We start from the raw sequence: 22,382 nt of genomic DNA, 5'->3' as shown, positions 1-22,382 counted from the left end.
TTCTGCGGCTTTCACAGTAATCGAACAGGGAAGTCCATGGACATCGACCTGAACGAGCCGACCCGGCCCCATCTTGCTGCCCTGTTCGGATGCTCCAGTCGCTGGATCGGCGAGTTGCGATCGAAGGGCGACCTCCCGGCCGATGGGGCAAGCTGGTCCGAAAATCTTGAGGCCTACGTCAATATTAAGATCGGGCGGCATGATCCCGATTCCCTCGACCTGGAATCAGAACGCGCGCGCCTCGCCAAGGAACAGGCCGACGGTAAGGCCATGGACAATGCCGAGCGCCGTAAGGAACTGGCAAACCACACTGACATGATCGCCGCCGGCGCGGGCGTTATCATCATGGCGGTTTCCAGGTTGCAGCAGGTTGGCGCGCAGGTCGCCCAAGGCGATGTGAAACTGCGCAAGAGGATCGAGACCGCAATCAATGATGTGCTGACCGATCTCAGCATGACGCGCATCGAGGAGGCGGTCGGCGGGGGCTTTGATGACGAAGATGCCCCCGGAGACGACGACTGAGGTGCTACGTCTCAACAGCGTGAACGGCGCGATCGTTGCACGGCACTGGCTGTCGGCCTTTGCTCCGAAGATGCGGCCAAAGCTGTCGCAGTTCATGTGCGACCATGCCCGTTCAGACGATGGCGCGAAGATACGGCCCTTCCCCTTTCAGTCCGACATGGCGGACGCCTTCACCGACCCGGAAACCTCGCAGGTCTCTGTCCGTAAGAGCAGCCGCATCGGCTACTCCACCATCCTGCAATCCTTCGTCGCATGGCGCATCGCTTATGATCCGGCGCGGACGCTCATTTACCAGCCGACAATCGATGATGCTGAGAAGTTCAGTCGGGACGATCTCGATCCGGTTTTGCAATGGGCGGTTGTCCGCAAGGTAGCACAGTTCAAGCCGCGCCATTCAGATAACCAGATCCGGGCAAAGCGCTACAAGGGCGGCTGGATACAAATTAAGGGTGCGAACAGCCCAAAGGAATTCCGGCGCGTCACATCGGACGACGTCTTTCTGGAGGAATGCGACGGTTACCCCTGGGCCACCAAAGAGGAAGGCGACCCGGCCCGCCTTGCATATAAGCGCAACCTGACATCGCCGCGCCGGTTCAGTGCGGCAGGCTCCACGCCCAAGGTCAAGGGCTTCAGCCGCATCGATATGATGTTCGAGCAGGGCAGCCAGGAATATCGGTACGTCCCCTGCCCTGACTGCGGTCATATGCAGACGCTCGTGTTCGGCGACGGCACTGGCCCCGGCATCAGGTGGGAGCCGAAGGAAAATCCGACCCGCGCCTGGTACCAATGTGAAAACGGATGCGAGATCGCCGAGGCTGAAAAGCCGTGGATGGACGAGAATGGCGAGTGGCGCGCGCACAATCCGGGCGCGTTCCCCCGTCACCGATCCTTCCATATCTGGGCAGCCTACAGCCAGCATCCCGGCGCCGCCTGGCTGGAAATTGCGCGTGAATTCATGGAGGTCCGAAAGGATCCGAACCTCCTTCGCACCTTTGTAAATCAGGTACTGGGCGAGGCATGGGCCGAACGCGGTGAAGCGCCGGAATGGCAGCGCCTATATGACCGTCGGGAGAAGGGGATGCGGCTGGGAACGCCCCCGGAATGGGCAGGCGTCCTCATAGGCGCAGCAGACGTCCAGCGCGGCGGCGGCGGTCGCATCGACATGGATATCTGGGCCTTTGGACCCGGACGAAAACGCGCCTTCGTCGATCGGATCGAGGTATTTGGGCCGATCGCTGACAAGAAGACCTGGGCGGCGCTGGATAAAGAAGTGTCGCGGGACTGGCTGTCGGAAGATGGCCGGATCATGCGGCTAGCTCGCGTCGCCGTCGATTCCGGCGACGGCGAAAACACGATGGAAGTTTACCAATGGGCCCGGCGTCATCCTGGTTTCGTCATGGCGGTGAAAGGGCGCGAGAGCATTGCCGCGCAACAGGCGATCGGCGCCCCCAGTTGGCAGGATGTGACGGTTAACGGTCGCAAGCTAAAGCGCGGCGTTCGGCTGTGGAACATCGGCACGTCGATGCTGAAAATGGAATTATATGGTCAGCTTGGGCTGGATCGACCTGTTGATGGTGACGAATATCCCGACGGGTATGTCTATCTGCCCGACGGGCTGGGCGATGAGTGGATCAAGCAGCTCGTCGCCGAAGAACTGAGGTTCGTAAAACTGCGCAACGGCGGCGTCCGGCGCGAGTGGCACAAGGTAAGGGAACGCAACGAGGCGCTAGATAACGCGGTCTATGCCCGCGCCGTGTCCGTCAGCCTTGGCATCGACAGTTGGACTGCCGCTTCCTGGGCGAAGGCACGCGGAGAATTCGCGAAGCCTAAGACCGCCCCCGGCGAGCCTGCTGCGCCAGAGGGTCCCGAAAAGCCAGTCCGCCGCAGCGTGCCAGCAAAGCCAACCCCGGCGCGCAAGGCCAACCCATTTACTTCCAGGAGGCGCTGATGGCGTGGACCCAAGCCGATCTGGACAAGATCGACATCGCCCTGTCGAGCAACGTACGCAAGGTCACCTTTGCCGATGGACGGTCGACCGAATTTCAGAATGCGGATCAGATGCTCGCGGTTCGCCGGGAGATAAAGGCAGAACTGCTAGCGTCCGCTTCGCAGATCACGCCCCGCGTCCGCACCGTCGTCGCTCGCATGCACAGGCCCTGCCACTGATGAGTGTTCTCGAACGTGCCATCGCAGCGGTAGCTCCGCGATATGCTGCCCGCCGTGCAATGGCGCGGGTGCAGCTTGGCGCTCTCGATCAGATCGAACGGCGGTCGGGCGGGCGCAAGCGGTTCCGAGAAGACACGAACTTTGGCGTCAACACGGGCCACCCGGATGATGCGCGCCCCCGTCGCTTCATCGATCGCGCCACTGTGCTGAGACTGGCATATGAGAACCCCTACGGTCGCAAGGCGATCGACGCACTGGTGAACAACGCCGTTGGCTGGGGCATAACTGGCGCGCCCAAGGGGCCAAAGGCCGTTTCAACGCTTTGGCTCGAATGGATCAAGGTCGCGGATTACCGTGGGCGTCTCGATCTGTTCGGCTTGCAGGAACTGGCGGTGCGCACCATGTTTCGCGAGGGAGAGTCCTTCCTTGTCCGCCGTTACGTCCGCGATGCGGCGATCATGCCGCTCCGTATCCAGGTACTGGATGCCGGGATGCTCGCTACCGACAAGGTCGGCGACAATATCGAGGATGGCATCGAGTATGATGCAGACGGAAATGTCGCGGGTTACTGGTTCTACCCGGCCCGCTCTCAATACCGCCGCAACCGTCCGGCAGTCCGTTTCGCCGCCATCGATGTAACTCATCTCTACGTCCAGGAAGAAGCCGGCCAGAAGCGCGGCCGTTCGGTGTTCGAGCCGGTCATCAAGCGGCTGGGTGATATCGACGACGCGCTCGACGCTGATCTGGTCCGTCGCAAAATCGAATCCTGCTTCGTCGGCTTCCGCACCCTTAACTGGGAGGACGGCGATCAACCGCTGGGCATCCGTGAAAGCCGGGGAGACAACCTGCCGCCTTCAGAGTTTTTCGAACCAGGCACGATCAACACCCTCGCTCCCGGAGAGGATATTAAGTTCGGCACTCCCAAGCCGATGGGCGGTCTGGGCGAAGCGGTGCGGATCAACCTGCTGGCCACAGCGGCGGGGATCGGCGTCACTTATGAACAACTGACCGGCGACCTGTCGAACGTCAACTATTCTTCCTATCGGGCGGGCGCTCTGGAGTTCGATGCGAAAATCGAGCGCATCCAGTGGAACACGATCATCCCGGTCGGCCTCAACCGGGTCTGGGCATGGTTCTGCCAAGCGGCGTTCGAGTTCGGTAGGATCGCCAAGCCAATTTATGAAATGCGGTGGACCCCGCCGCCACGCAAATCGATCGACCGCAAGGGCGATGCTGAAGCCGACATCCTCGAAATGCAGGCTGGCCTTGAAAACCGCCGCAGTCTCCTGAACGCGCGCGGCACCGACCACGACATCTTCATGGAAGAGACGCAAGCGGACCTGCAATCGCAGCAGGGCAAGGGACTCTTTTATAAGGGCGACCCCTTCACCGCCGCGCAGGCGCAGCAATCCACCGACACACCGAGCCAAGGGGCGACCACATGACGACCGCAACCGTGCTGCCACCGGAGCAGCAGAAGATCGCGCCGACCATGGTGCGCGCGGCCAGTGTCCGCCCAGCTTCTTATCGGGAATCGGATCACTCGGTAGAAATCTGCTGGACGACAGGCGCTGCGGGCCTGCGCTTCGACTGGTATGATGGCGAGTATTACTTTGAGGAATTGTCGCTTGAGCCGAGCGCCGTTCGGTTGGGCCGCCTGAACGCTGGCGCTTGCCTGCTCGACAGCCATCAGGATTATTCGCTGCGTTCAGTCCTTGGTTCGGTTGTGCCCGACAGTGTCTCGATCGGCAATGGTGAAGGGGTCGCCCGCGTAAGTCTGGCCCGCACTCCCGACGTTGCCGACACCAACCAGAAGATCATCGACGGGCATATCCGCAGCGTAAGCGTCGGCTACCTCGTCCATAGCTATTTGCGCACCGAAGAAGAGGGCAAACGTCCCCACCTTCTCGCAGTCGACTGGGAGCCGATCGAGCTTTCCATGGTCGCGGTGCCATTCGATGCCGGTGCGCAGGTTCGCGCCCGGAGTGCCGAGCAGGGCGGTCATCCCTGCATCATCCGCGGCGCTGCCGCTGCCTCCCAGGAGAATATAATGCCCGATCCCGTGATCGTGCCGGCGGCCGACCCCGCGCCCCCGGTTCCACCTGTCGTCGCGCCCGCCGTGACGCCCGTTTCCGAGCAGCGCCAGTTGGCGCCCGCTATCACTGCCAAAATGATCCGTGAACGCTGCGCACGTTCCGCTGACCTGGGCAGCGACTTCGCCCTCGAACTGATCGAGGAAAACGAGGAGACCCCACTGACCGAAGCAGCATTTGAGCGCAAGCTGAGCGATCGGCTGATCGACAAGCGCCAGTCTCCACACATCGATGTGCGCGTTGGACCCACCGGAACCGAAAGCGAAGGATATCGCCGCGCGATCGAGACCGCTGTGATCCTGCAGGCCAATCCCAGCGTTAAGGTCGATCAGGGCGACGCTGACGCCGCGCGCGAGTTCCGCGGCATGTCCCTGATGGAACTGGCCCGTGACTATGTCCAGCGCACCGGCATCTCGGCATCGGGCATGGGCAAGCTGGAACTGGCAGGCGCGGCCCTTGGGCTTCGCTATGGCGCTATGACGACCAGCGATTTTGCCAACGCCCTTTCGAACGCAGCGTCGAAGCGTGTACGGGCCGCCTATGAAGCGGCACCGCAGACCTTCGGCCCGATCGTGTCGAAGGGGACGCTGCCGGACTTCAAGGAAACCAGTATCATCGGCCTGGGCGACGCACCTTCTCTGCTGCTGGTCCGCGAAAACGCCGAGTTCACCTATGGTGCGGTCAGTGACACCGGGATGACCTACAAGCTGCAGACCTACGGCCGCATTATTGCCATCACGCGGCAAGCCCTGATTAACGACGACAAGTCGCTTTTCGGCCGCCTGCCAACAATGTTCGGTCGCAAGGCGGCGGATCTGGAAAGCGACCTGGTCTATGCGACCTTGCTCAGCAATCCGGTCATGGCGGATGGGTTCAACCTCTTCTCCGCCCAGCACGGCAACCTTGCAGGCACCGGTGGTGCCATCACCGTGGCCACCGTCGGCGCTGCCGAACAGGCGATGCTCCAGCAGACCAGCGTGGAAGGCGGTTTCCTTACGATCCGCCCCGAATATCTGATCGTCGGACCAGCCAAGAAGGTCGAGGCACAGCAGTTCCTCACCTCCGTCGCCGCCGTGCAGACCAGCAATGTCAACCCTTATCCGGGCACGCTGCAGTTGATCGTGGAACCGCGCATTACCGGCAACCAGTGGTTCCTGTCGGCCTCGCCAACCGCATTCGACACGCTCGAACTGGCGCACCTCGACGGTCAGGAGGCGCTCTACACCGAAACGCAGGCCGGCTTCGACGTCGATGGCGTCAAGACCAAGGCCCGCCTCGATGTCGGTGCCGCCGTGATCGACCATCGCGGCCTGTACCGTAACCCCGGAAACTAAGGAGCCGACGCCATGAAGATCGTTAATCTGGCTGTACCGGCCATCCTCGAAAAGGCCCTCCGTTATCCCTCGGAAGGACCTTTCACCGTCAACGACAAGGAAGCCCAGCGCCTCAAGGACAATGGATCGCTCGATGGCGATCCCGAAGACCTGCCCGAAGAGGAAGATCAGGTTGAAACCAAAACCACGGCCCGCCGTGGAAAAGCGGAGGCATAAGCCATGAAGAACTTTGTTCAGAACGGTGACAATCTCACCCTGACCGCACCTGTCGCGCTGGCGGCGGGCGCTGCCGCGCTTATCGGATCGATCTTCGGCGTGGCATCGTGCGACGCAGCCATTGGCGCGCCTGTTGTTTTGGTAACGCGGGGAGTGTTCACGCTTCCCAAAGCAACCGGCGAGGCATGGACGGAGGGCGTTAAGCTATATTGGGATAATACCAATCGGCGACTGACGACCACTTCAGCGGGCAACACCCAGGTCGCTGTTGCTACTGCCGCCGCCGCATCAGCGGCGACCAGCGGCAATGCCGCTCTGTGCTTCGTCGCTTAATCCATAGCGAGCGAGGCGCGTAATGACCAATCCGTTCGCTTCGGCGCTGGACGCGATCTTCCATGCGCCCGGCTCCGAAGCGGCGGAACATGTCTCGGTCAATGGCCAGGTCACGCGCGACGTGCGCGTCATTCGCAGTCAGGGCGACCGCGAAGCGCACTATGGCAACGGGCCGATGATCATGGCCGATCGGCGCGTGGAAATCCGCCGGTCCCAACTTCCAATGCTCCAGGATGGCGATGAACTGACCATCGGGACGATAACCAACGACGAATTTATCCCTTCCGAAAACCTGATCCTGACCGGCGAGCCGATGTCCGACACAGAGGCGATGACCTGGGTCATGGGCTACGAGATCAGGGACGTGTCGCGATGAAGATGGTGTCGGAGCTGATATCCGCGCCGCTGGCGCGCCAGTTCGAGGCGATCGAGCAAGAGATCGCGCAGGACGTCACGACCATCATGTCGCAGGAAGTGGACGTGCTGAAGCAGGAGCTTCGCAGCCAGATCACGGGCGCGGGGATGGGCGCGAAACTGGCCCGGACGTGGCGGTCGAACGTCTATCCGCAGGGTGGCCGGTCGCTCAATCCGGCGGGCTATATCTGGTCGGCCGCGCCTGAGATTGTCGATGCGTTCATCCGGGGGGCGACGATCCGCCCAGTCAATGGTGCGAAGTGGCTGTGGATACCGTCGAAGAACGTCCCGCGCCGTCGTCGCGCTGGCGCCTATTCCTCCTCCATGGGTCGCCGATCCCGCGGCACGGCGATGACGCCGGAAGAGGTGGAGCTGCATTTCAATGCGGAGCTGGACCTGGCGTTCGAGGGCGGCAAGGGCTTCGCCTTCATCGACGTGGTATCGGGCGTGTCGCGCGGCTTTCGCCCGGCCACGGCTGGCCGCGTCAACGGCCGTCGCGGGATGGCCCCGCGCAAGGCCAAGCCGGTGCTGATGTTCACGCTGGTCCGATCGGTCAAGATGCCGCGGTTGCTCGACCTGGAAGGCCCAGCCCGCAAGGCGGCGGCGCGGGTCGCAAGCCGTCTCAACGCCAGGTGGGGCTGATCCATGTCCAAGCGTCATGATGTCGACCAGGCCGTGTTGGCGCTGGTCCGCGCTGCCTTGCCCGATCATGAGGTGATCGGCCTGGAAGATGGTGCGGAGCGGGTCCGGCGGACGGGCCAGTTCGAAACCGTCACCGTGCGTGACGGCGAGCTGGATGAGGAAGGCGTCGATCTGTCGCCGCCGACCTGGCACTGGCAGCATCGCGTGCCGATCGAGCTGCGCGCCTACAAGCAGACGCGGCCGTTGCGCCAGATCCTCGACGGCATTGCGGGCAAGGTCGGCGCAGCGGTCGCGGCGGATCGCGAGCTGGGCGGGATGGTCAGCTATCTGGATGTCAGCGGCCTCGAAATCGAGCCTTTGAGCAGCTTCGCGACGCGCACCGAGCTTGGCGCGACGTTCGACATCATCGCCACCTATTCAACTTCAACACCCCTTTAAGACAGGAGATTTCCATGGGTTATGGGATGGGCATCAACACGGTCATGTATGCCATACCGGAAGTGACCTATGGGGTCACCCCGGCTACCGGCTTCAACAAGCTGTCGTACATCTCGCACACGCTGGGCGAGGAAAGCCCGCTGATCGAGGATGATCAACTCGGCCTGGGTCGCGAGGGTCATGATCCGACCTATGACGTGAAGACGAACGACGGTGATATCGTCGTGCCACTCGACATGGAGGCGATCGGCTTCTGGCTGCGCGGGCTGCTGGGTGCGCCGGTCAACGGTGGCACCGCTGGCGCATACAGTCATGTGTTCGAAAGCGGCAAGTCGGTGCTGCCCAGCCACTCGATCGAGATCGGTCACCCGGATGTCCCGGCCTTTTCGGTTCATTATGGTGCCGTCGTCAACCAGATGCGGATCGGCATGGCGCGTAGCGGTCTACTCAATGCGACAGTCTCGCTGATCGCCAAGGGCGAAACCGCCACGGTCAATGCATCGGTAGCTGGTGGCCTGGTGCTGGTGTCGGGCGATCGCTTTGCGCAGGCGAGCGGCGTGATCAAGCGCGATGGCGTGGCGCTGGGCAATGTCGTGTCTGCCGACATCACCATTTCCAACGGCCTGGACAAGATCGAAACGATCAGCCCGGATGGTCGCATCTCCGGCGTCATCCCCGGCATCGTACAGGCGCAGATCAATATCCGCACGCGGTTCAATAGTCTGGACCTGCTGGCAGCGGCCACCGATGGGACGCCCGTCGAGCTGGACGAAATCGGGTGGAGCAAGGGGCCGCACAGCCTGAAATTCAGCATGCCGCGCGTGTTCCTGCCCAAGGTCAAGCGCCCCGTCGATGGCCCGCGTGGCGTGATGCAGGACTTCAACTGCCAGGCCAGCGGCCGGGTAGCGCCGAAGGTCACGGCGACGCTGACCAACAACACCGAATTTTATTGAGGGAGGATGTCGATATGAAGGCGCCCAAGCCTGTCGCTGCGAGCAGCGACGCGAACAGTGAACCGGCGGCCAATGGATCTGGTGTCGAGGGCGCGACCGAAACGCCGGCGACTTCGGCGGCCGCTAAGCCTGCTGTAGCGGCCGGTGATCCGCCGCCACGCCAATGGGACATCGCGAAAAACCTGTTCACGCTACTCGCCTCTGGCAGCTTGCGGATCGTCGATCCGGCGAATGGCGAGACGATCAGCCATGTCCGGGCCTATGATCAGGACGCCGGCACGCTGACCCGGATGAAGATCGAGGATGGCAATCTGGTGCGCGAGGGCGACCATTTCGCCACCGTCGTCGAAGAACGGGCTTTCCGCGTCGAGTGGATCGCGGGCGAGGTCGTGGCCTGATGCTCGACCTGGACGCAGAACGGGCGGCGCAGAAGCCATGGTGGTTCACGCTGCACGCGGCGGTGGGCGACAGGCCTGCGGTGCGCGTGCAGTTCGCGCCGATCGGCCGCATCGCGTTGCGCGCGGCGCGGCGTGCGGCCGGGGCCTGCTATCAGGGTGCCGACCTGCCCGACGACGAAAATGCGCCGCTGCCGCTCGACCTGATCGAGATGGCAGGCGATGCGCTTTCCGAAAGCCTGTTGCGGTCGGGGATCATCGACTGGGACGGTGTGGGCGATGCGGCGGGTCAGCCTGCACCGTTGACCGACGACAATCTGCGGCTGTTGCTGGCCGACCCGTCGCGGTTCGAGGCGCTGGACGCTGCCTATGTACGGCCGTTCGTCGAGAGGGAACTGGAAAAAAACGGCTTATCGCCCTCGCCGAATGGCATTTCGGTGGGGGCGACGCCGGGGCAGGATATTGCCGATCCGTCTGCGAAGCCCATCGCCACGGCCGCTGCAAAGCCGAAGGCGAAAAAAAGGGGTGCCCCTACCGCGAGCAGGAAGCGCGCACCGAAGCGGGCGTCGGCGTCTGGGACGTCCTAGCCGCCTGCACCCGCCAGTTGCGTGCCGGTTTCGGCCGACCTTTTGCGCTCGATTTTGGCGCTGTGCTGGCGGTGGGGCAGGCCCAGCGCGTGGACATGGCGCTGCTCGCCGACCTGCTGGCCCCAGTCGAGCGGATATTACTGGACCAGATGACGGAGGAGAAAGACGATGGCACAAGCTAAGGTCGGCATCCGTCTCGGGACGGAAGGCAAGAATGAGGTCAAGCGCGACTTTCAGGAGGTTGGCGCTGCGGGCGATGCCGCCGCGAACCGTGCCACGCGCGCTTTCGAGCGTGCCTCGCAGGACATAGAGTCCGCGCAGCGTCGCCAGGTCGCCGCCGCCGCCAAGATCGCGGCGATCGCACCGCAGACGGCAACGCAGGCGCGGATCAACATGGCCGTCGGCACCGGCGCGATCGTCGATGAAGGATCGGCGCGTGCATCGGCGGCGGCGTTCCGGGAGCTGATCGCCGAACAGGAGGCGATGGAACGCAAGGCGCTGTCGATCCGCGCCGCGCTCGATCCGCTCTGGGCCGCGCAGCAGCGCGTCAACGGCCAGATGGCCGAGGCGGCCCGGCTGCATCGCGAGGGTCATTTGTCGGCGGATCTTTATGCGCAGGCGCAGGATCGCTTGCAGGCCGAACTGAATGAGACCGCCGCATCGATCGCGCGCAATGCGCAGGCGCAGCGGGACGCCAATCAGAACAAGGTCAATGCCCTGCTGGGCGTCGGCACGTCGTCGGCCATCGATAATGGGGCGGGCTATGGCGCGCTGGCGGCGGCGATGGAGCAGATGGAGCAGAAGGCGCGCGCCCTGCGGGCAGCGATCGATCCGGTGTGGGCGGCGCAGCAGCGGTTCAACACCGAAATGGCGGAGGCGCGGACGCTGATCAGCGCTGGGGCCATCACGCTGGACGATTATGTTGGCAAGTTGCGGATGGAGCAGGCGGCGCTGGATCAGGTGACGCAGACGCACGGCAAGGTCACGGCGTCGACCGGCATGATGAAGGCGGGCACGCAGCAGCTATCCTATCAGGTCAACGACATGGCCACCATGTGGGCCATGGGTGCCGCGCCGATGCAGATTTTCGTGTCGCAGGCGGGCCAGGTGACCCAGGCCATCGGCATGATGACGACCGGGGCTAAAGGCTGGGTCGGATTTCTCGGTGGGCCATGGGGCATGGCGATCATATCCGGCGTCGCGGTGGGAGCGACGCTCATCAGCACGCTGCTTGATACCAGCAAGGCCGAAAAGGAAGCGACCAAGGCGGCCGAGGATCGGAAGCGCGCGGTGGACAATCTCATCGCCTCGCTGGAACGCGAGACCCGCACCACGGCGCAGTCGATGAAGCAGAAATATGCCGATGCGTGGGCGTCGCGGCAGGCGGCGATCGAAACGGAGCAACGCAATCAGAAGCTGCTTGAACAGGCGCGTGCCCAGTTGGAGGCGCAAAAGCAGATTGCGCGCCAGGGCGGTCAGCGCGGCGATGTCGCGGCGCAGGGGATAGCCAGCGAGATTGCCAGAATTCGCCAAATAGAGTCAGATTTGCGCGCATCGCAAACAGAAGTGTCCCGGCTAACGACTGCGATGCGTCAGGCACAAGGTCTGATGACGGGCTCCGCTGTCGATGCGCGGCGCGATCCGGCGCAGGTGGCCCAGCGTGATTATGACCGCAAATATGCGGCGGCGATGAGCAACCTCGAGCGTACCGGCGATCAGAAAGCCTTTGCAGCGGCAATAACGTCCGCTGCCGATGCTCGCGATGCCGAGCTGAAGAAAATTCAGGAGATGGAGGCGGCGCTCAAGACCAGCACCAAGGCGCTGACCGATTTCCTCATGCCAGTCAACGGTACCGTCACGTCCGGCTTTGGGAAGCGTGGCGCGCCGACGGATGGTGCCAGCACCAATCACAAGGGGATCGATATCGGGGCGAAAACGGGCACCGATGTCCGCGCACCAGCGGTCGGTGTGGTCGAGGTCGTCGGCTATAGCGACAGCCTGGGCAAATTCGTGGTCATCAACCATGGCGGCGGCACCAAGACGCGCTATGGCCACCTGTCCGACAACAGCATGGTCGCCAAGGGAGAGTCCGTCGGACAGGGCGATGTGATCGGCAAGGTCGGCAGCACGGGGCGCAGCACCGGGCCGCACCTCCATTATGAGGTCGTCGTCAACGGCAAGCAGGTCGATCCGCGCAAAGGGTTGTTTCCGACCGATGGTTCCGGGGTCGAGATAGCGGCGGTCGGGCGCGGGGCAAAGGAAGCGGATCGCGCTGCCGAAGAAGAGGCGCGCAAGGCGCAGCAGCTGCTGATCGAGCGCAACCGCTGGGCCAACGACTATGATGTCGGGAAGACGGCGCTGGCGGCGCTGGAAAAGGAAGGCGACGCGCTGATCGAGAATCAGCGCATCATGGAACAGATGCGGGCCGACACATCCGCCGGCACGATGCTGCTCAACCTGGAATGGAAGCTGCGCGGCCAGAATCGCGATGAGGCGGCCGCAATTTTGGAGATCGAGCGGTTCCGCCTGGATATCGTGCGGCAATATCCGACGCTGACGGCCGATCAGGTCAGCGAACTGGTACTCGCCAAGCAGGAGCAGGAGCAGATCAACGCCCTGCTGGAAGAGTATAGTCGCAATTGGGCCGAAGTGACCGATTTCGGGCGGGGGTTCGTGGATACGGTGCTGTCGCCGAACACATGGTCGAGCTGGGGCAATGCGGGCAAGACGATCCTGAACGAATTGCAGAATGAGATGATGAAGCTGGCGGTGATCAACCCGCTCAAGAACATGTTGTTCGGCGATGGGTTGCCGACGCTGACGTCGGTTATCGGCGCTTTTGGCGGTGGTGGGGGATCGACGGGCGCTTCGGTTGCGAGCCTGGGCAAGTTTATCGGGCCACGCGCGCTGGGCGACGCCTATACGCCTGCAGGGGTCGCGCTGGTGGGCGAAAACGGGCCGGAAATGGTGCATATGCCGCGCGGCGCGCGGGTGATGACCGCGAGCGATACGCGTCGCGCCATGAACGACAATGGCGGTTCAGAATTCACTGTGCGGGTGATCAAGGGTGACCTGTTCGATGTCGAGGTGACGCGGATCAGCGCAGGACAGGTCCTGTCCGCTGCCCCGATGATCGCGGGGGCGGCAAGCGGTGGTGCGCAGCAGGCGATGGTCAAGCGTAACGGTCGGCGGCTGGCATGATCGTCTGGTCGGACAGCAGCATTGCGGCGACAGTCACGCCAGCATTTATCGACAATGGCGCGACGGTGCGCGGGGCAACCAATGCGGCGGGGCAGCGGATCGACCGGCTGGGCAGTCATTATCGCGCGGCGATCACGCTGGGCGTCGGCAGCGGCCTGTTGCGCGCGGCCCTGATCAGCGACCTGATCCGCGCCAAGCAGGAAGGATTGCGGCTGCCCTATCCGTTGAACGGGGTTGATCAGGGTTCGCCTGGTGCGCCGGTCATGAACGGGGCCAATCAGGCGGGGCGCATCATCCAGTTGCGCGGGCTGACGCCGGGCTATGTGTGCAACAAGGGCTATTGGCTGTCGATCCAGAATGCGGCAGGCCAGCATTATCTGCACAATGTCCATGGCCCCAATGTCGCGGGCGGCGACGGGACGATGGCGATCACGCTGACCGAGCATCTGCGCGAGCCCTTTGCCGATGGTGCGGCCGTGCATCTGGCGCAGCCGATGATCGAGGGCGAGATCAGCGGCAATGAACAGAGCTGGCAGATCGTGCGCGGGGCGCGAGTTGTCGGCATCGGCTTTACGATCGAGGAAATGGGTTAATGGAGCGCATTGCTTTATCAGAGAGCATATCTCAATCTGCCAGCATGGATGATGCAATGCGGGCCGATTTGGAGCGTGACTATCAATCGCAAAGCCAGGAAGCGGCTGAACGGCTGCGCTTTTCCATCGGCTTCGCGGTGAACGGCCTTCAAAGCTTGACGTTGATTAACGGCGGTGCATTGGTCGCGCTGTTCACTTTCGTAGGTGCTGCGGGCTCTGTCCGGTTCAATATCGCGATGCTTTGGTGGTCATTTGCCTGTTTCGCGTTTGGCCTTGTTTGCACGATCCTCGCCTATTTATGGGCTCACCTCTCGCAGGACTGTTATTATGTCGCTGCGCAAGGCCTAGCGTGGGATGCGCAGGACAGACTGAAAGCTGTTCAACCCGACCGGGTCAATATCGTCTCTCATGTTCGCGGCGATCTTTACCGCCTTGGTGGCGTCGCTTGTGCGCTGCTGGCTCTGTTCGGATTCGTCGCCGGGGCCGGGTTTGCTCTCAGCAGCGTCGTTACCGCCTAATCTCTAAGCTTTGAAACTCAGCGTGCGGCGGACTGCCGCATGCTTGTCGTGGGAGTTCGACAGTGGACCGAGTGCGCCTGTCCGGGTTGCTGAAGCTGGAGCTGCGCGATGGGCGCGTGATCCGGCTGTGCGACGGCGGCTTCGTGCCCTGGGGCAGCGAAATCTATCAGGTGACCGACGACGTGTTCGGCATGATCGGGTCGATGGACGTGTTCGAAGAGGGCGTGGGCGATGAAGTCCCGGCGTTCTCCATCACCTTCCTGCCTGCCAGCACCGCCGCCGCGATCGATCTCGCCGCGCCGGGGATGCAGGGGTCGCGACTGCGGCTGTGGCTGGCAGAGATCGACGACCTGACCGGCCAGATCATCGGCGCGCCGGACCAGCAGGTCGATGCGCAGCTAGATCAGGTGCGGCTGGTGACGGGTAAGGCGCGTCGCGAGCTGCCGATGACATTCGTTCCGCGCGGCGAGCGCTTCTTTTCGAGCAATGAGGGCAATAGTTTGTCGAACGCCTTTCACCAGTCGATCTTCCCCGGCGAGCTGGGCGAGGTCAACGCCACCGGGCTGACGGGTGCGGTGGCCTGGGGCGTGGAGGCGCAGCAGACGGGACGATCGAGCGGGCTGGCGGCGGCCAGCGCCGCGGTGATGGCAGCGCGTGCGGGGTGGACCAATGTTGTCTAATGTCGCCCGTGTGGAGGCCACGCGCAGGACGCTGGCCAAATACCAGGCGCGCGCCTTCGACTGGCGTACGCGGGCTACCTGCATCCACATGGCGCGCGCGCATCTGCGCAATATGGGGCACAGGCCGCCATCGGTGCCGGATTTTCGATCCGCGCTGGGCGCGCGCACAGCCATGAAGAAGACGGGATTTTCCGATGTCGCTGCCATGCTCGACAGCTTCCTTCCGCGCATCGCACCGGCGTCGATGTGGGTCGGCGACCTGGCCGTGCTTCCCGGCGATGAATTGTTCGGTTCGATCTGCATCAGCGACACGGCGGGTAAATTGATCGGCTGGCATCAGGATGACCCTAGCGGCGTTCGCCCGCAACTCGTCCTGTCGCTCGATCAGGTTGTAGGTGCCTGGCGTGTCTAAGACATTGCGGACGGTTGCGATGATCGCCGGTGCTGTGGCGCTGGTGGCGACGGGCGTTGGCGCGGCAGCGGGCGCGGGCCTGTTGACGGCGAGCACGGCCGCCGGGGCAGCAACGGCCGCGTCTATCGTTGCTACCGCCAGCACGGTGGCGATGATCGCCTCGACTGCTGCGACACTCGCGACGATCGGCGCGCAACTGACGGCAAAGACGCCGCCGGCGCGTGGCACGATCAACCAGGTGATCATCGCGGCCGAGCCGATTTCGCCCTGCATCATTGGGCGGACCTATTCGGGCGGGGTGCTGCGCCACGATGTCGGCTATGGCGCAAAGCTGAAGAAGGTCGCGAACCCCTACAGGGGGATGGCGATCGTCTATAGCGTGGCGGGGCCGCTGGCGGCGCTGCAAGGGCTGTATCTCGACTATGGCGCGATCCCGTTCAGCAGCAACGCGGCGACCGGCTATTATGCGAGCTATCTCTATCGCGACGTGCGGATGGGTCAGAGCCCTGAAACGGCACTGGTCCCGCATTGGTCGGGGATGCCAGATTGGAGCAGCGCGCATAAATTATCGTCGAAAGCGGCGGTGCTGTGGAATGCCTTGTTCGACAAGGATGGCAAACGCTATGCCTCCGGCTTTCCGGCGTCGGGCGCGGTGTGGCAGGGCGTGCTGGCCTATGATCCGCGCAAGGATAGCACATATCCCGGCGGGTCGGGTTCGCATCGCTGGGCCGACCCTTCGGACACGGCCGCGTTCGATGCGGCGAAGGCGACGTGGGAATGGACCGAATGTCCCGGCCTGCACGCACTGAAATATGCGATGGGGTCATGGGAGCGCGACCGGACTAATCCGGCCTCCGTCTATAAGCGGGTGTTCGGCGTCGGGCTGCCGCTCGACGGCATCATCGTGCAGGATTTTGTGACCCTCGCGAATGTCTGCGACGCCAATGGCTGGACGGTCGGGGGCGTGCTGTACGAACCGGGGGATCGCTGGGCCAATCTGAAGCGCATATTGGTGGCCGGCGCGGCCGAGACGCTGTGGCGCGGGTGCAAGATGGGCGTCCGGTATAATGCGCCGCGCGTATCCCTCTATACGCTGACGCCCGACGACCTGGCCGACGATGATGTCGACGTCACGGCTATGCAGCCCTGGTCGCAGCGCAAAAATGGCATCCGACCCAAATATCGGTCGGAGGCGAACCAGTGGGAGTATGTCCAGTCCGACCTGGTGACGATTTCGAGCTATCTGGCCGAGGATGGCGAAGAGAAGATCGAGGAAGTCCAGTTCGACCTGGTGCAGGACAAGGATCAGGCGGCGCAACTGGCGGCTTATCGCCTGCTGAACGGGCGGGAGCTGGCGCCGATCATCGTCCCGTGCAAGCCGCACATGCGCCATTTCGGACCCGGAGACATGATCACGCTGGCACTGCCGGAACATGGGCTGGGCGGGATCGACGCAATCATCGTCAACCGCAAGCTCGATCCCGCGCGGATGGTCGTGACCTTTACGCTGATGTCGGAAACCAGTGGCAAACATGATTTTGCGCTGGGCCGCACCGGCACCGCACCGCCGACCCCGGCGCTGACCAGCGGTGAGGATCGCGACGACATCGCCACCGACGTGGTCAAGGGGGCTGACGGCTTTTCGATCGCGCCATCAAGCTGGGTGCGGGCCGTGAGCTGCACCTATGCTGGCGTGCCCAAATCGGGCCAGTTCCCGCTTTCGACGGACTATCTCGTCTATCAGGGGTCGACCGATATCAGCGAAGACCCGCTGACCAGCTATGCGCTGGTCGCGACCAATTGCGTTGCGTCACTGGGTGGCACGAACGACCGGACGCTGACGATCGACGCGATCCTGGCCGATCGCGCGACCGTGCAGGTGACCGTCAGTTATGATGGCACGGCGATCGGGGTGGCAAACGTCAACCTGACCAAGGTGCGCGATGGCGGGTCGATCAACGAGGGGACGGATACGACGCTGTCGGTCAACAACAGTGCGACCTATGGCTCGGTCAATGGCGGGCCGATCGGCCTGGTCGTCGGGCCGGATGGGACGATATCGGCACAAGTGAACCTGCCCTATAATGCCACGTCCGGCAGCGGGAAGCTGGCGGGCAAGATCCAGTACCGCACCACGCCGGGCAGCGGTAGCTGGGTCGATATGGCAGCGGAAACGCAGGATGCCTATGGCGCGACGGCGGGCGAACCGTCCGTCCTGTCGATCAGCGAAAGCATGGCAGGGCCAGCGAGCGCGACGACCTGGGAATTCCAGTTGCAGACGCGTCGCTGGAACGGGACCGGGACGCTGGCGGTGGGGTCAGACGCGGCGATGACGGTCGGGTGGGACGCATGACGGGCGGTCCATCGACCCGGCCAACCCATCGGTTGAAAGCGGACGGTTCGCTTGTGTGGCCCGATGGCTATCCGGCGTCCGCGATCGAGGCCTTGCCCGGCGATCATTATGCGGCGGGCGAGCTGGTCGAGGCCGAACGGGCGTTGCTCGCGGGCGTGGATCGCAAGCGCGCAGCGATGCGGGCGACCGTCATGACGCGCGGCGAAGGTCAGTCCTACGCCTATTCGCAAAAAGCGGCCGAAGTGCGGGATTATCACATGCTTGGCGGCACAATCGCCGCGGCGCTTTCGGTCGAGCAATGCACCGCGCGTTTCCCCTTTGCCGCCGCCGAAGCGGTGGCGACGGGGGAAGCGATTGCCGACGTGATCGCGGGTTTCGAAAGCGGGATGGCTGCATCCCAACAATGCATCGCCACGGTCGAGGCCGTGGCGGTGCAGGCCAAGCGCGATATCCGCGCCGCCACCACCATCGCGACCAAGCAGGCGGCCGCCGATGCCGCGCCCTGGCCCGCCTGACCGTTTAAGCAAAAGGACAGTCCATGACCATGTTCCGCACCGTCGCCGGGGCGCTGACCCTCTATGCCGGTAACCCAAAGGTCGCGCATTTTCCCATTTTGCTGGCCGACCGCACGCCGCAGAACCTGTCGGGTCGCAGCTTCGCCTTTGCGGTGCGGCGCGCGGTGGTATCGACCCCGCTGCTGGTGATCCCGATGCTCCTTTCGGGCGACGCGCTATATACGACCGTGCCGATCACGGCCGCCGCCGCATCGCTGATCTATGCCGATGGGGTCGAATATCGGCTGGTCTATGAAGTGATCGAGACGACGGGTGGCGCATCGACCACGCGCTGGATCGGCGACATCAATGTGCAGCCGAGCGCCAGCCTGCCTGGTGATGCCGACGCCGCGCCGGCATGGGTCGACCTGCCCTATGCGGAATTGGTTGCGGATGGGTTCATCGTTGCGTTCAGCGAGCGCGGCGGACAGGGTCCTACCGCCTCCCGTCAGTTGAAAGACCAGGGCCTGATCCCTGCAGACGACGTGTTGCTTATGGATGCCCGCTACATGGAGGCTGCCAAGCCCTTTGCCGACGCGGCGGAGCTCGCGGCCGAAGACGCCGCCGCCAAGGCAGAGGCAGCCGACGCCGCACGAGTTCAGTCCGAGGCGGCGCGCGACGGGGCGTTGCTGGGTAGCGCGACTATCCGGCAGTTTTTGACACGCGAGCAAGGTCTCGCCGACACCGAGTTGGATGAGATTTTCATGGTGATCGGCGACGGCTATGCCATCGCCTTTTACCAGAACCCGAATATCGACACCCCGCTGGCGGCGGTCACCTCGGAAGCAGCGTTCGCGGCGCTGGCCAGTTTGATCAAGGAGGGGAGTGCCGGGTTTTCCGCCGACGATCCCGACGGCTTTTCGCTGTTCGCCGTGGACGGCGCTGGCAATGCGACGATCGCGGGCGATGCGCGGATCAACCGGCTGGACATCCTTCGCGACCTGACCGGACACCTGACCATATTGGACGCGGATGGCTTTACCGGCTTCGATACGGACCCGGCGTTCGTGCGCCTGTTTTCGCGGATCGAAGGGCGGCTGTTTGACAAGCTGGCCGAGCGCATCCTGACCGAAGGCGGCGGGCGCGGCCTGTCCGTCAGCGATCCAGATGGGTTCGATGCCTTTTCGGTTTCGGAAGATGGTGTCATTGCGGGGCGCGCCCTACGGTTGGCCAAGGTCGATATAACCAATGCCTATCCCCAGGGGCTGCTGGTGCTTGATCCTGACGGCTTCACCGGGTTCGACAGCGCGGCTATCCCCGCGCCAATCGATGCGGATGGCGATGTTGACGCGGGTTTTGCCGATCGCGATGCGGCCAACCTGGCGCTGTCGGCGGCGGTAGCGCGACAGTTCAACACGACGCAGCAGCCGATCCTGCGTAGCGCGGTCAATATCTTCATCGTCTATGGCCAATCGCTTGGTCGTGGCCAGGAATGCTGGCCGGTGCTGTCCAAGACGCCGCGCAACGACGCAGGTGTCTATATGCTGGGCCTCTCTACCCGGCCCTGGACGCAGACTGGCACGTCGTTCGATCCGCTCTATGGCAGCGACCCGTTGAATGCGCGGCTGCATCCGATGGTGGCGGTGGTCAACGTCAACAATACGCTGCCCAGCGACGCGACGATCGCGGCCTATGCGCCTGGCACCAACGTCCCCGGCGAAGGGCCGGAGGTCGGCGCGATCAATTTCCTGCGCGCGGCCTATCTTGATCATCATGGGGTCGAGGCCGATCCCGATACGCCGTGGGCCGTGATCAGCTGTGGCGTCGGCGGACAGTCGATCGAGGCGCTGTCGAAGCCCGCCAGTAATGTGGAGGACAGCTATTATAATCGCGTTCTCGACGGCATCGCCAAGGTGATGGCGCAGCCCGAATTTGCAGGGATGGATGTCCGTGTGCCTGCAATATTGTGGCTGCAAGGCGAGGAAGATTATGAGAATGGCGCGGCGAGTGAGAACCCGTCGATCGCCGATTACAAGGCGGCACTGCGCCAGCTCCGCACCGACCTGAATGCGGACATAACGGCGCTGACCGGACAGGCGAAAGCACCGGCATTCGTCACCTACCAGACCAGCGGATTCAACACAGAGGATTTCGGCAATCTGTTCGTGGGCGAGGCGCAGCTGGAGGCGGCGACGCAGGACACGGGCCTGCACATGGCGGCGGCCACCTATCCGCTCACCGACAAGACGGTGCATCTCGACCCCAACGGGTCGCGCTGGTTGGGGATGCAGTTCGGCAAGGTGCTGGCGCGCCTGCTGTTGCGCAAGGAGGGGTGGATGCCGCTCCATCCCCGGCGCGCGACCGTATCGGGCACGGAAGTGCTGATCGATTTTCATGTCCCAGAGCCGCCGTTGCAGTGGGGGCAGCCCTATGTGGCGCTGGCGGCGACCGATTATGCGAACAAGGGTTTTGTGGTGCGCGATGCGATCGGCGACATCATCCTGTCGGCGGTCGAGCTGGTCGGGCAGGCGATGGTGCGGCTGACGCTGACGCGGCCCACATCCGGCGCTGTCCGGGTCGAGGGCGGGACCAAGCGCGGGTCAGGCGGCAATCTGTGCCTGAAGGACAGCGACCGCACCATCGCCACCGAAAATTACGAATATGCGCCGGGCACCGGCCAATATGCCGGGGCGAACATCCCGGCGCTGGTCGGCCAGCCTTACCCCCTCGAAAACTGGTGCGTGAATTTCTCGATCCAAGCGGAGACCCTAGCATGACGCAGATTATCAATCATGACGCCGACTTCCTGGTGGGTTGCACCACCATGAAGGGGTTTCCGCACATCGATGAGTTCGCCTATCTCAATTTCTTCGCCGAGGGGGTCGATGCCCGACGCAATTTGGCGACGGGAGCGATGGACGCGGTACCGGTCGGGGTGCTGGCGGGCGAGCCTGGTGGTGACCCCTATCACTGGATCTTCACCGGGATGGAGAATTTCATTCAGACGGCCGCCGCGGCCTCTCCCGAATTCACCTTCTTCTGCGTCGCCAAGCCGGTGCTGCCTGAGGGCGACAGTTGCCCGCTGATTTCCAACCTTGGTTCTGCGTCGATCGACACCGGGCAGGTGATCTCCGGCGCGGCTATGTATCTGAACGACGTGGTCGCCGCGAATAATCTGCTCCGGCTGACCGTGCAGCAGGCGGGCGACAATGCCGGGACGATTGTCCAGGGCAATGCATCGACGGGCGATATCAACGTCGCAACGGCCGGGGATGCGCTCATGTATGTCGGACGGTGCGATGCGGATCGTGTCCGTCTCGCCCGGATCATGGGGACGGGCGCGCAGGCGGTAGCCACCGTCAATTATCCGGCGGAGCTGGCGCAGCCCTATATCATCGGCGGCAATTATAACGGCAACGACAAGGGTCCGGTCAAAATCTACATGGCGGGCATCGTGCGCAGCGCAATGGCCGACACGACAGTCAGCGTCATCTACAACCATGTGCGCACGCTTTATCTGCGGCGCGGCATCACGATCTGATCGGGAGCGGCCCGGCGATGACGACACAGGCAAAGGGAGGCCAAGCGGCTATGACGTTCGAAGCGCTGGCCGCAAAATATGGCTGGATATGGATCGGCCTGACGATCGGGCTGGCGGCGAAATATGCGCTGCTGATCAAGCGGGGGGTCAGGATCAAGCTGTCGCTGATCCTGGCCGACGTGCTGCTGTTGCCGATGGTGGCGCTGATCGCCTTCTGGCTGGCCAAGCAGGCCGGGGCGGAGGCCGAGGCCGCGGCGATGATGACGGCGCTGGCCACGGTCGGGGCGGATCGCATCGTCAAACTCTACACCGACCGGTTTATCGCCCAGGTGCAGGCGATGACGCTGCGCGACCTGACCCGCGAGGTGACGGAAAGCACCGGTGAGCTGCGCAACGCGGTGCAAAAGGATGTCAGTGCGCGGCGACTGACCGGCCTGGACGATTAGGGCGGCGGCACGATTGCCGGACCAACGGGGCGCTTTCGAGCGCCCTTTTTC

At 63.5% G+C, this 22,382-nt stretch carries 24 protein-coding genes; all 24 read left to right on the top strand.

The window, feature by feature from the left end:
- Positions 1-36 precede the first annotated feature (36 nt).
- The 24 genes from BSY17_RS17680 (at position 37) to BSY17_RS17570 (ending at position 22,331) form a co-directional block, all read left to right on the top strand.
- Positions 37-522 (top strand): terminase, encoded by a 486-nt coding sequence (locus BSY17_RS17680; protein ID WP_069066440.1) that lies wholly within the window; start codon positions 37-39, stop codon positions 520-522.
- Positions 491-2,470: a phage terminase large subunit family protein gene (locus tag BSY17_RS17675; RefSeq protein ID WP_069066439.1), complete on the top strand. Its 1,980-nt coding sequence runs from the start codon at positions 491-493 to the stop codon at positions 2,468-2,470. Before BSY17_RS17680 ends, BSY17_RS17675 begins: the two co-directional genes overlap by 32 nt.
- Entirely contained in the window at positions 2,470-2,688 is a 219-nt protein-coding gene (locus BSY17_RS21640; RefSeq protein ID WP_069066438.1) for a phage head-tail joining protein, read from the top strand. The genes BSY17_RS17675 and BSY17_RS21640 overlap by 1 nt, the downstream gene beginning before the upstream one ends.
- Positions 2,688-4,133, top strand: a complete 1,446-nt coding sequence (locus BSY17_RS17665; protein WP_083217155.1) for a phage portal protein — start codon at positions 2,688-2,690, stop codon at positions 4,131-4,133. The genes BSY17_RS21640 and BSY17_RS17665 overlap by 1 nt, the downstream gene beginning before the upstream one ends.
- Positions 4,130-6,115, top strand: coding sequence for a prohead protease/major capsid protein fusion protein (locus tag BSY17_RS17660; protein WP_069066436.1), 1,986 nt, complete (start codon positions 4,130-4,132; stop codon positions 6,113-6,115). Before BSY17_RS17665 ends, BSY17_RS17660 begins: the two co-directional genes overlap by 4 nt.
- 12 nt (positions 6,116-6,127) lie before the next feature.
- The gene (locus BSY17_RS17655) at positions 6,128-6,331 is read left to right on the top strand and encodes a hypothetical protein (protein WP_069066435.1); all 204 of its coding nucleotides are present in this window, start codon (positions 6,128-6,130) and stop codon (positions 6,329-6,331) included.
- A gap of 3 nt (positions 6,332-6,334) precedes the next feature.
- Positions 6,335-6,664 (top strand): DUF2190 family protein, encoded by a 330-nt coding sequence (locus BSY17_RS17650; protein WP_069066434.1) that lies wholly within the window; start codon positions 6,335-6,337, stop codon positions 6,662-6,664.
- Positions 6,665-6,686: 22 nt separating this feature from the next.
- On the top strand, positions 6,687-7,040 hold the full coding sequence (locus BSY17_RS17645; RefSeq protein WP_069066433.1) for a head-tail joining protein: 354 nt from the start codon (positions 6,687-6,689) through the stop codon (positions 7,038-7,040).
- Positions 7,037-7,720: a DUF6441 family protein gene (locus tag BSY17_RS17640; RefSeq protein ID WP_069066432.1), complete on the top strand. Its 684-nt coding sequence runs from the start codon at positions 7,037-7,039 to the stop codon at positions 7,718-7,720. Before BSY17_RS17645 ends, BSY17_RS17640 begins: the two co-directional genes overlap by 4 nt.
- 3 nt (positions 7,721-7,723) lie before the next feature.
- Positions 7,724-8,158: a hypothetical protein gene (locus BSY17_RS17635; protein WP_069066431.1), complete on the top strand. Its 435-nt coding sequence runs from the start codon at positions 7,724-7,726 to the stop codon at positions 8,156-8,158.
- Between the two features lie 14 nt (positions 8,159-8,172).
- Positions 8,173-9,111, top strand: coding sequence for a phage tail tube protein (locus BSY17_RS17630; protein ID WP_069066430.1), 939 nt, complete (start codon positions 8,173-8,175; stop codon positions 9,109-9,111).
- Between the two features lie 14 nt (positions 9,112-9,125).
- Positions 9,126-9,509 (top strand): hypothetical protein, encoded by a 384-nt coding sequence (locus BSY17_RS17625; RefSeq protein ID WP_069066429.1) that lies wholly within the window; start codon positions 9,126-9,128, stop codon positions 9,507-9,509.
- The gene (locus tag BSY17_RS17620) at positions 9,509-10,093 is read left to right on the top strand and encodes a hypothetical protein (protein ID WP_069066428.1); all 585 of its coding nucleotides are present in this window, start codon (positions 9,509-9,511) and stop codon (positions 10,091-10,093) included. Before BSY17_RS17625 ends, BSY17_RS17620 begins: the two co-directional genes overlap by 1 nt.
- 17 nt (positions 10,094-10,110) lie before the next feature.
- Complete coding sequence (locus BSY17_RS21635) at positions 10,111-10,275, top strand: DUF7697 family protein (RefSeq protein ID WP_171899267.1); 165 nt, start codon at positions 10,111-10,113, stop codon at positions 10,273-10,275.
- Complete coding sequence (locus BSY17_RS17615) at positions 10,262-13,294, top strand: peptidoglycan DD-metalloendopeptidase family protein (protein ID WP_069066427.1); 3,033 nt, start codon at positions 10,262-10,264, stop codon at positions 13,292-13,294. The genes BSY17_RS21635 and BSY17_RS17615 overlap by 14 nt, the downstream gene beginning before the upstream one ends.
- A complete protein-coding gene (locus BSY17_RS17610) occupies positions 13,291-13,887 on the top strand; it encodes a hypothetical protein (RefSeq protein ID WP_069066426.1) in 597 nt (198 codons plus the stop codon). The genes BSY17_RS17615 and BSY17_RS17610 overlap by 4 nt, the downstream gene beginning before the upstream one ends.
- Complete coding sequence (locus BSY17_RS17605) at positions 13,887-14,405, top strand: hypothetical protein (RefSeq protein ID WP_150125815.1); 519 nt, start codon at positions 13,887-13,889, stop codon at positions 14,403-14,405. The genes BSY17_RS17610 and BSY17_RS17605 overlap by 1 nt, the downstream gene beginning before the upstream one ends.
- A gap of 62 nt (positions 14,406-14,467) precedes the next feature.
- Entirely contained in the window at positions 14,468-15,085 is a 618-nt protein-coding gene (locus BSY17_RS17600) for a hypothetical protein (RefSeq protein ID WP_150125814.1), read from the top strand.
- The gene (locus BSY17_RS17595; RefSeq protein WP_069066423.1) at positions 15,075-15,497 is read left to right on the top strand and encodes a DUF6950 family protein; all 423 of its coding nucleotides are present in this window, start codon (positions 15,075-15,077) and stop codon (positions 15,495-15,497) included. Before BSY17_RS17600 ends, BSY17_RS17595 begins: the two co-directional genes overlap by 11 nt.
- Complete coding sequence (locus BSY17_RS17590) at positions 15,490-17,850, top strand: hypothetical protein (RefSeq protein ID WP_150125813.1); 2,361 nt, start codon at positions 15,490-15,492, stop codon at positions 17,848-17,850. The genes BSY17_RS17595 and BSY17_RS17590 overlap by 8 nt, the downstream gene beginning before the upstream one ends.
- Positions 17,838-18,365, top strand: coding sequence for a hypothetical protein (locus BSY17_RS17585; RefSeq protein WP_171899266.1), 528 nt, complete (start codon positions 17,838-17,840; stop codon positions 18,363-18,365). Before BSY17_RS17590 ends, BSY17_RS17585 begins: the two co-directional genes overlap by 13 nt.
- A 23-nt stretch (positions 18,366-18,388) precedes the next feature.
- Entirely contained in the window at positions 18,389-21,121 is a 2,733-nt protein-coding gene (locus BSY17_RS17580) for a sialate O-acetylesterase (RefSeq protein ID WP_069066420.1), read from the top strand.
- The gene (locus tag BSY17_RS17575; protein ID WP_069066419.1) at positions 21,118-21,885 is read left to right on the top strand and encodes a hypothetical protein; all 768 of its coding nucleotides are present in this window, start codon (positions 21,118-21,120) and stop codon (positions 21,883-21,885) included. Before BSY17_RS17580 ends, BSY17_RS17575 begins: the two co-directional genes overlap by 4 nt.
- A gap of 17 nt (positions 21,886-21,902) precedes the next feature.
- Positions 21,903-22,331 (top strand): hypothetical protein, encoded by a 429-nt coding sequence (locus BSY17_RS17570; protein WP_216095573.1) that lies wholly within the window; start codon positions 21,903-21,905, stop codon positions 22,329-22,331.
- Positions 22,332-22,382 lie beyond the last annotated feature (51 nt).

Source organism: Sphingobium sp. RAC03 (assembly GCF_001713415.1).
In the GTDB taxonomy this organism is placed as follows: domain Bacteria; phylum Pseudomonadota; class Alphaproteobacteria; order Sphingomonadales; family Sphingomonadaceae; genus Sphingobium.
The sequence above is the reverse complement of the archived record's forward strand: the minus strand, read 5'-3'. Positions and strand labels throughout refer to the sequence as shown.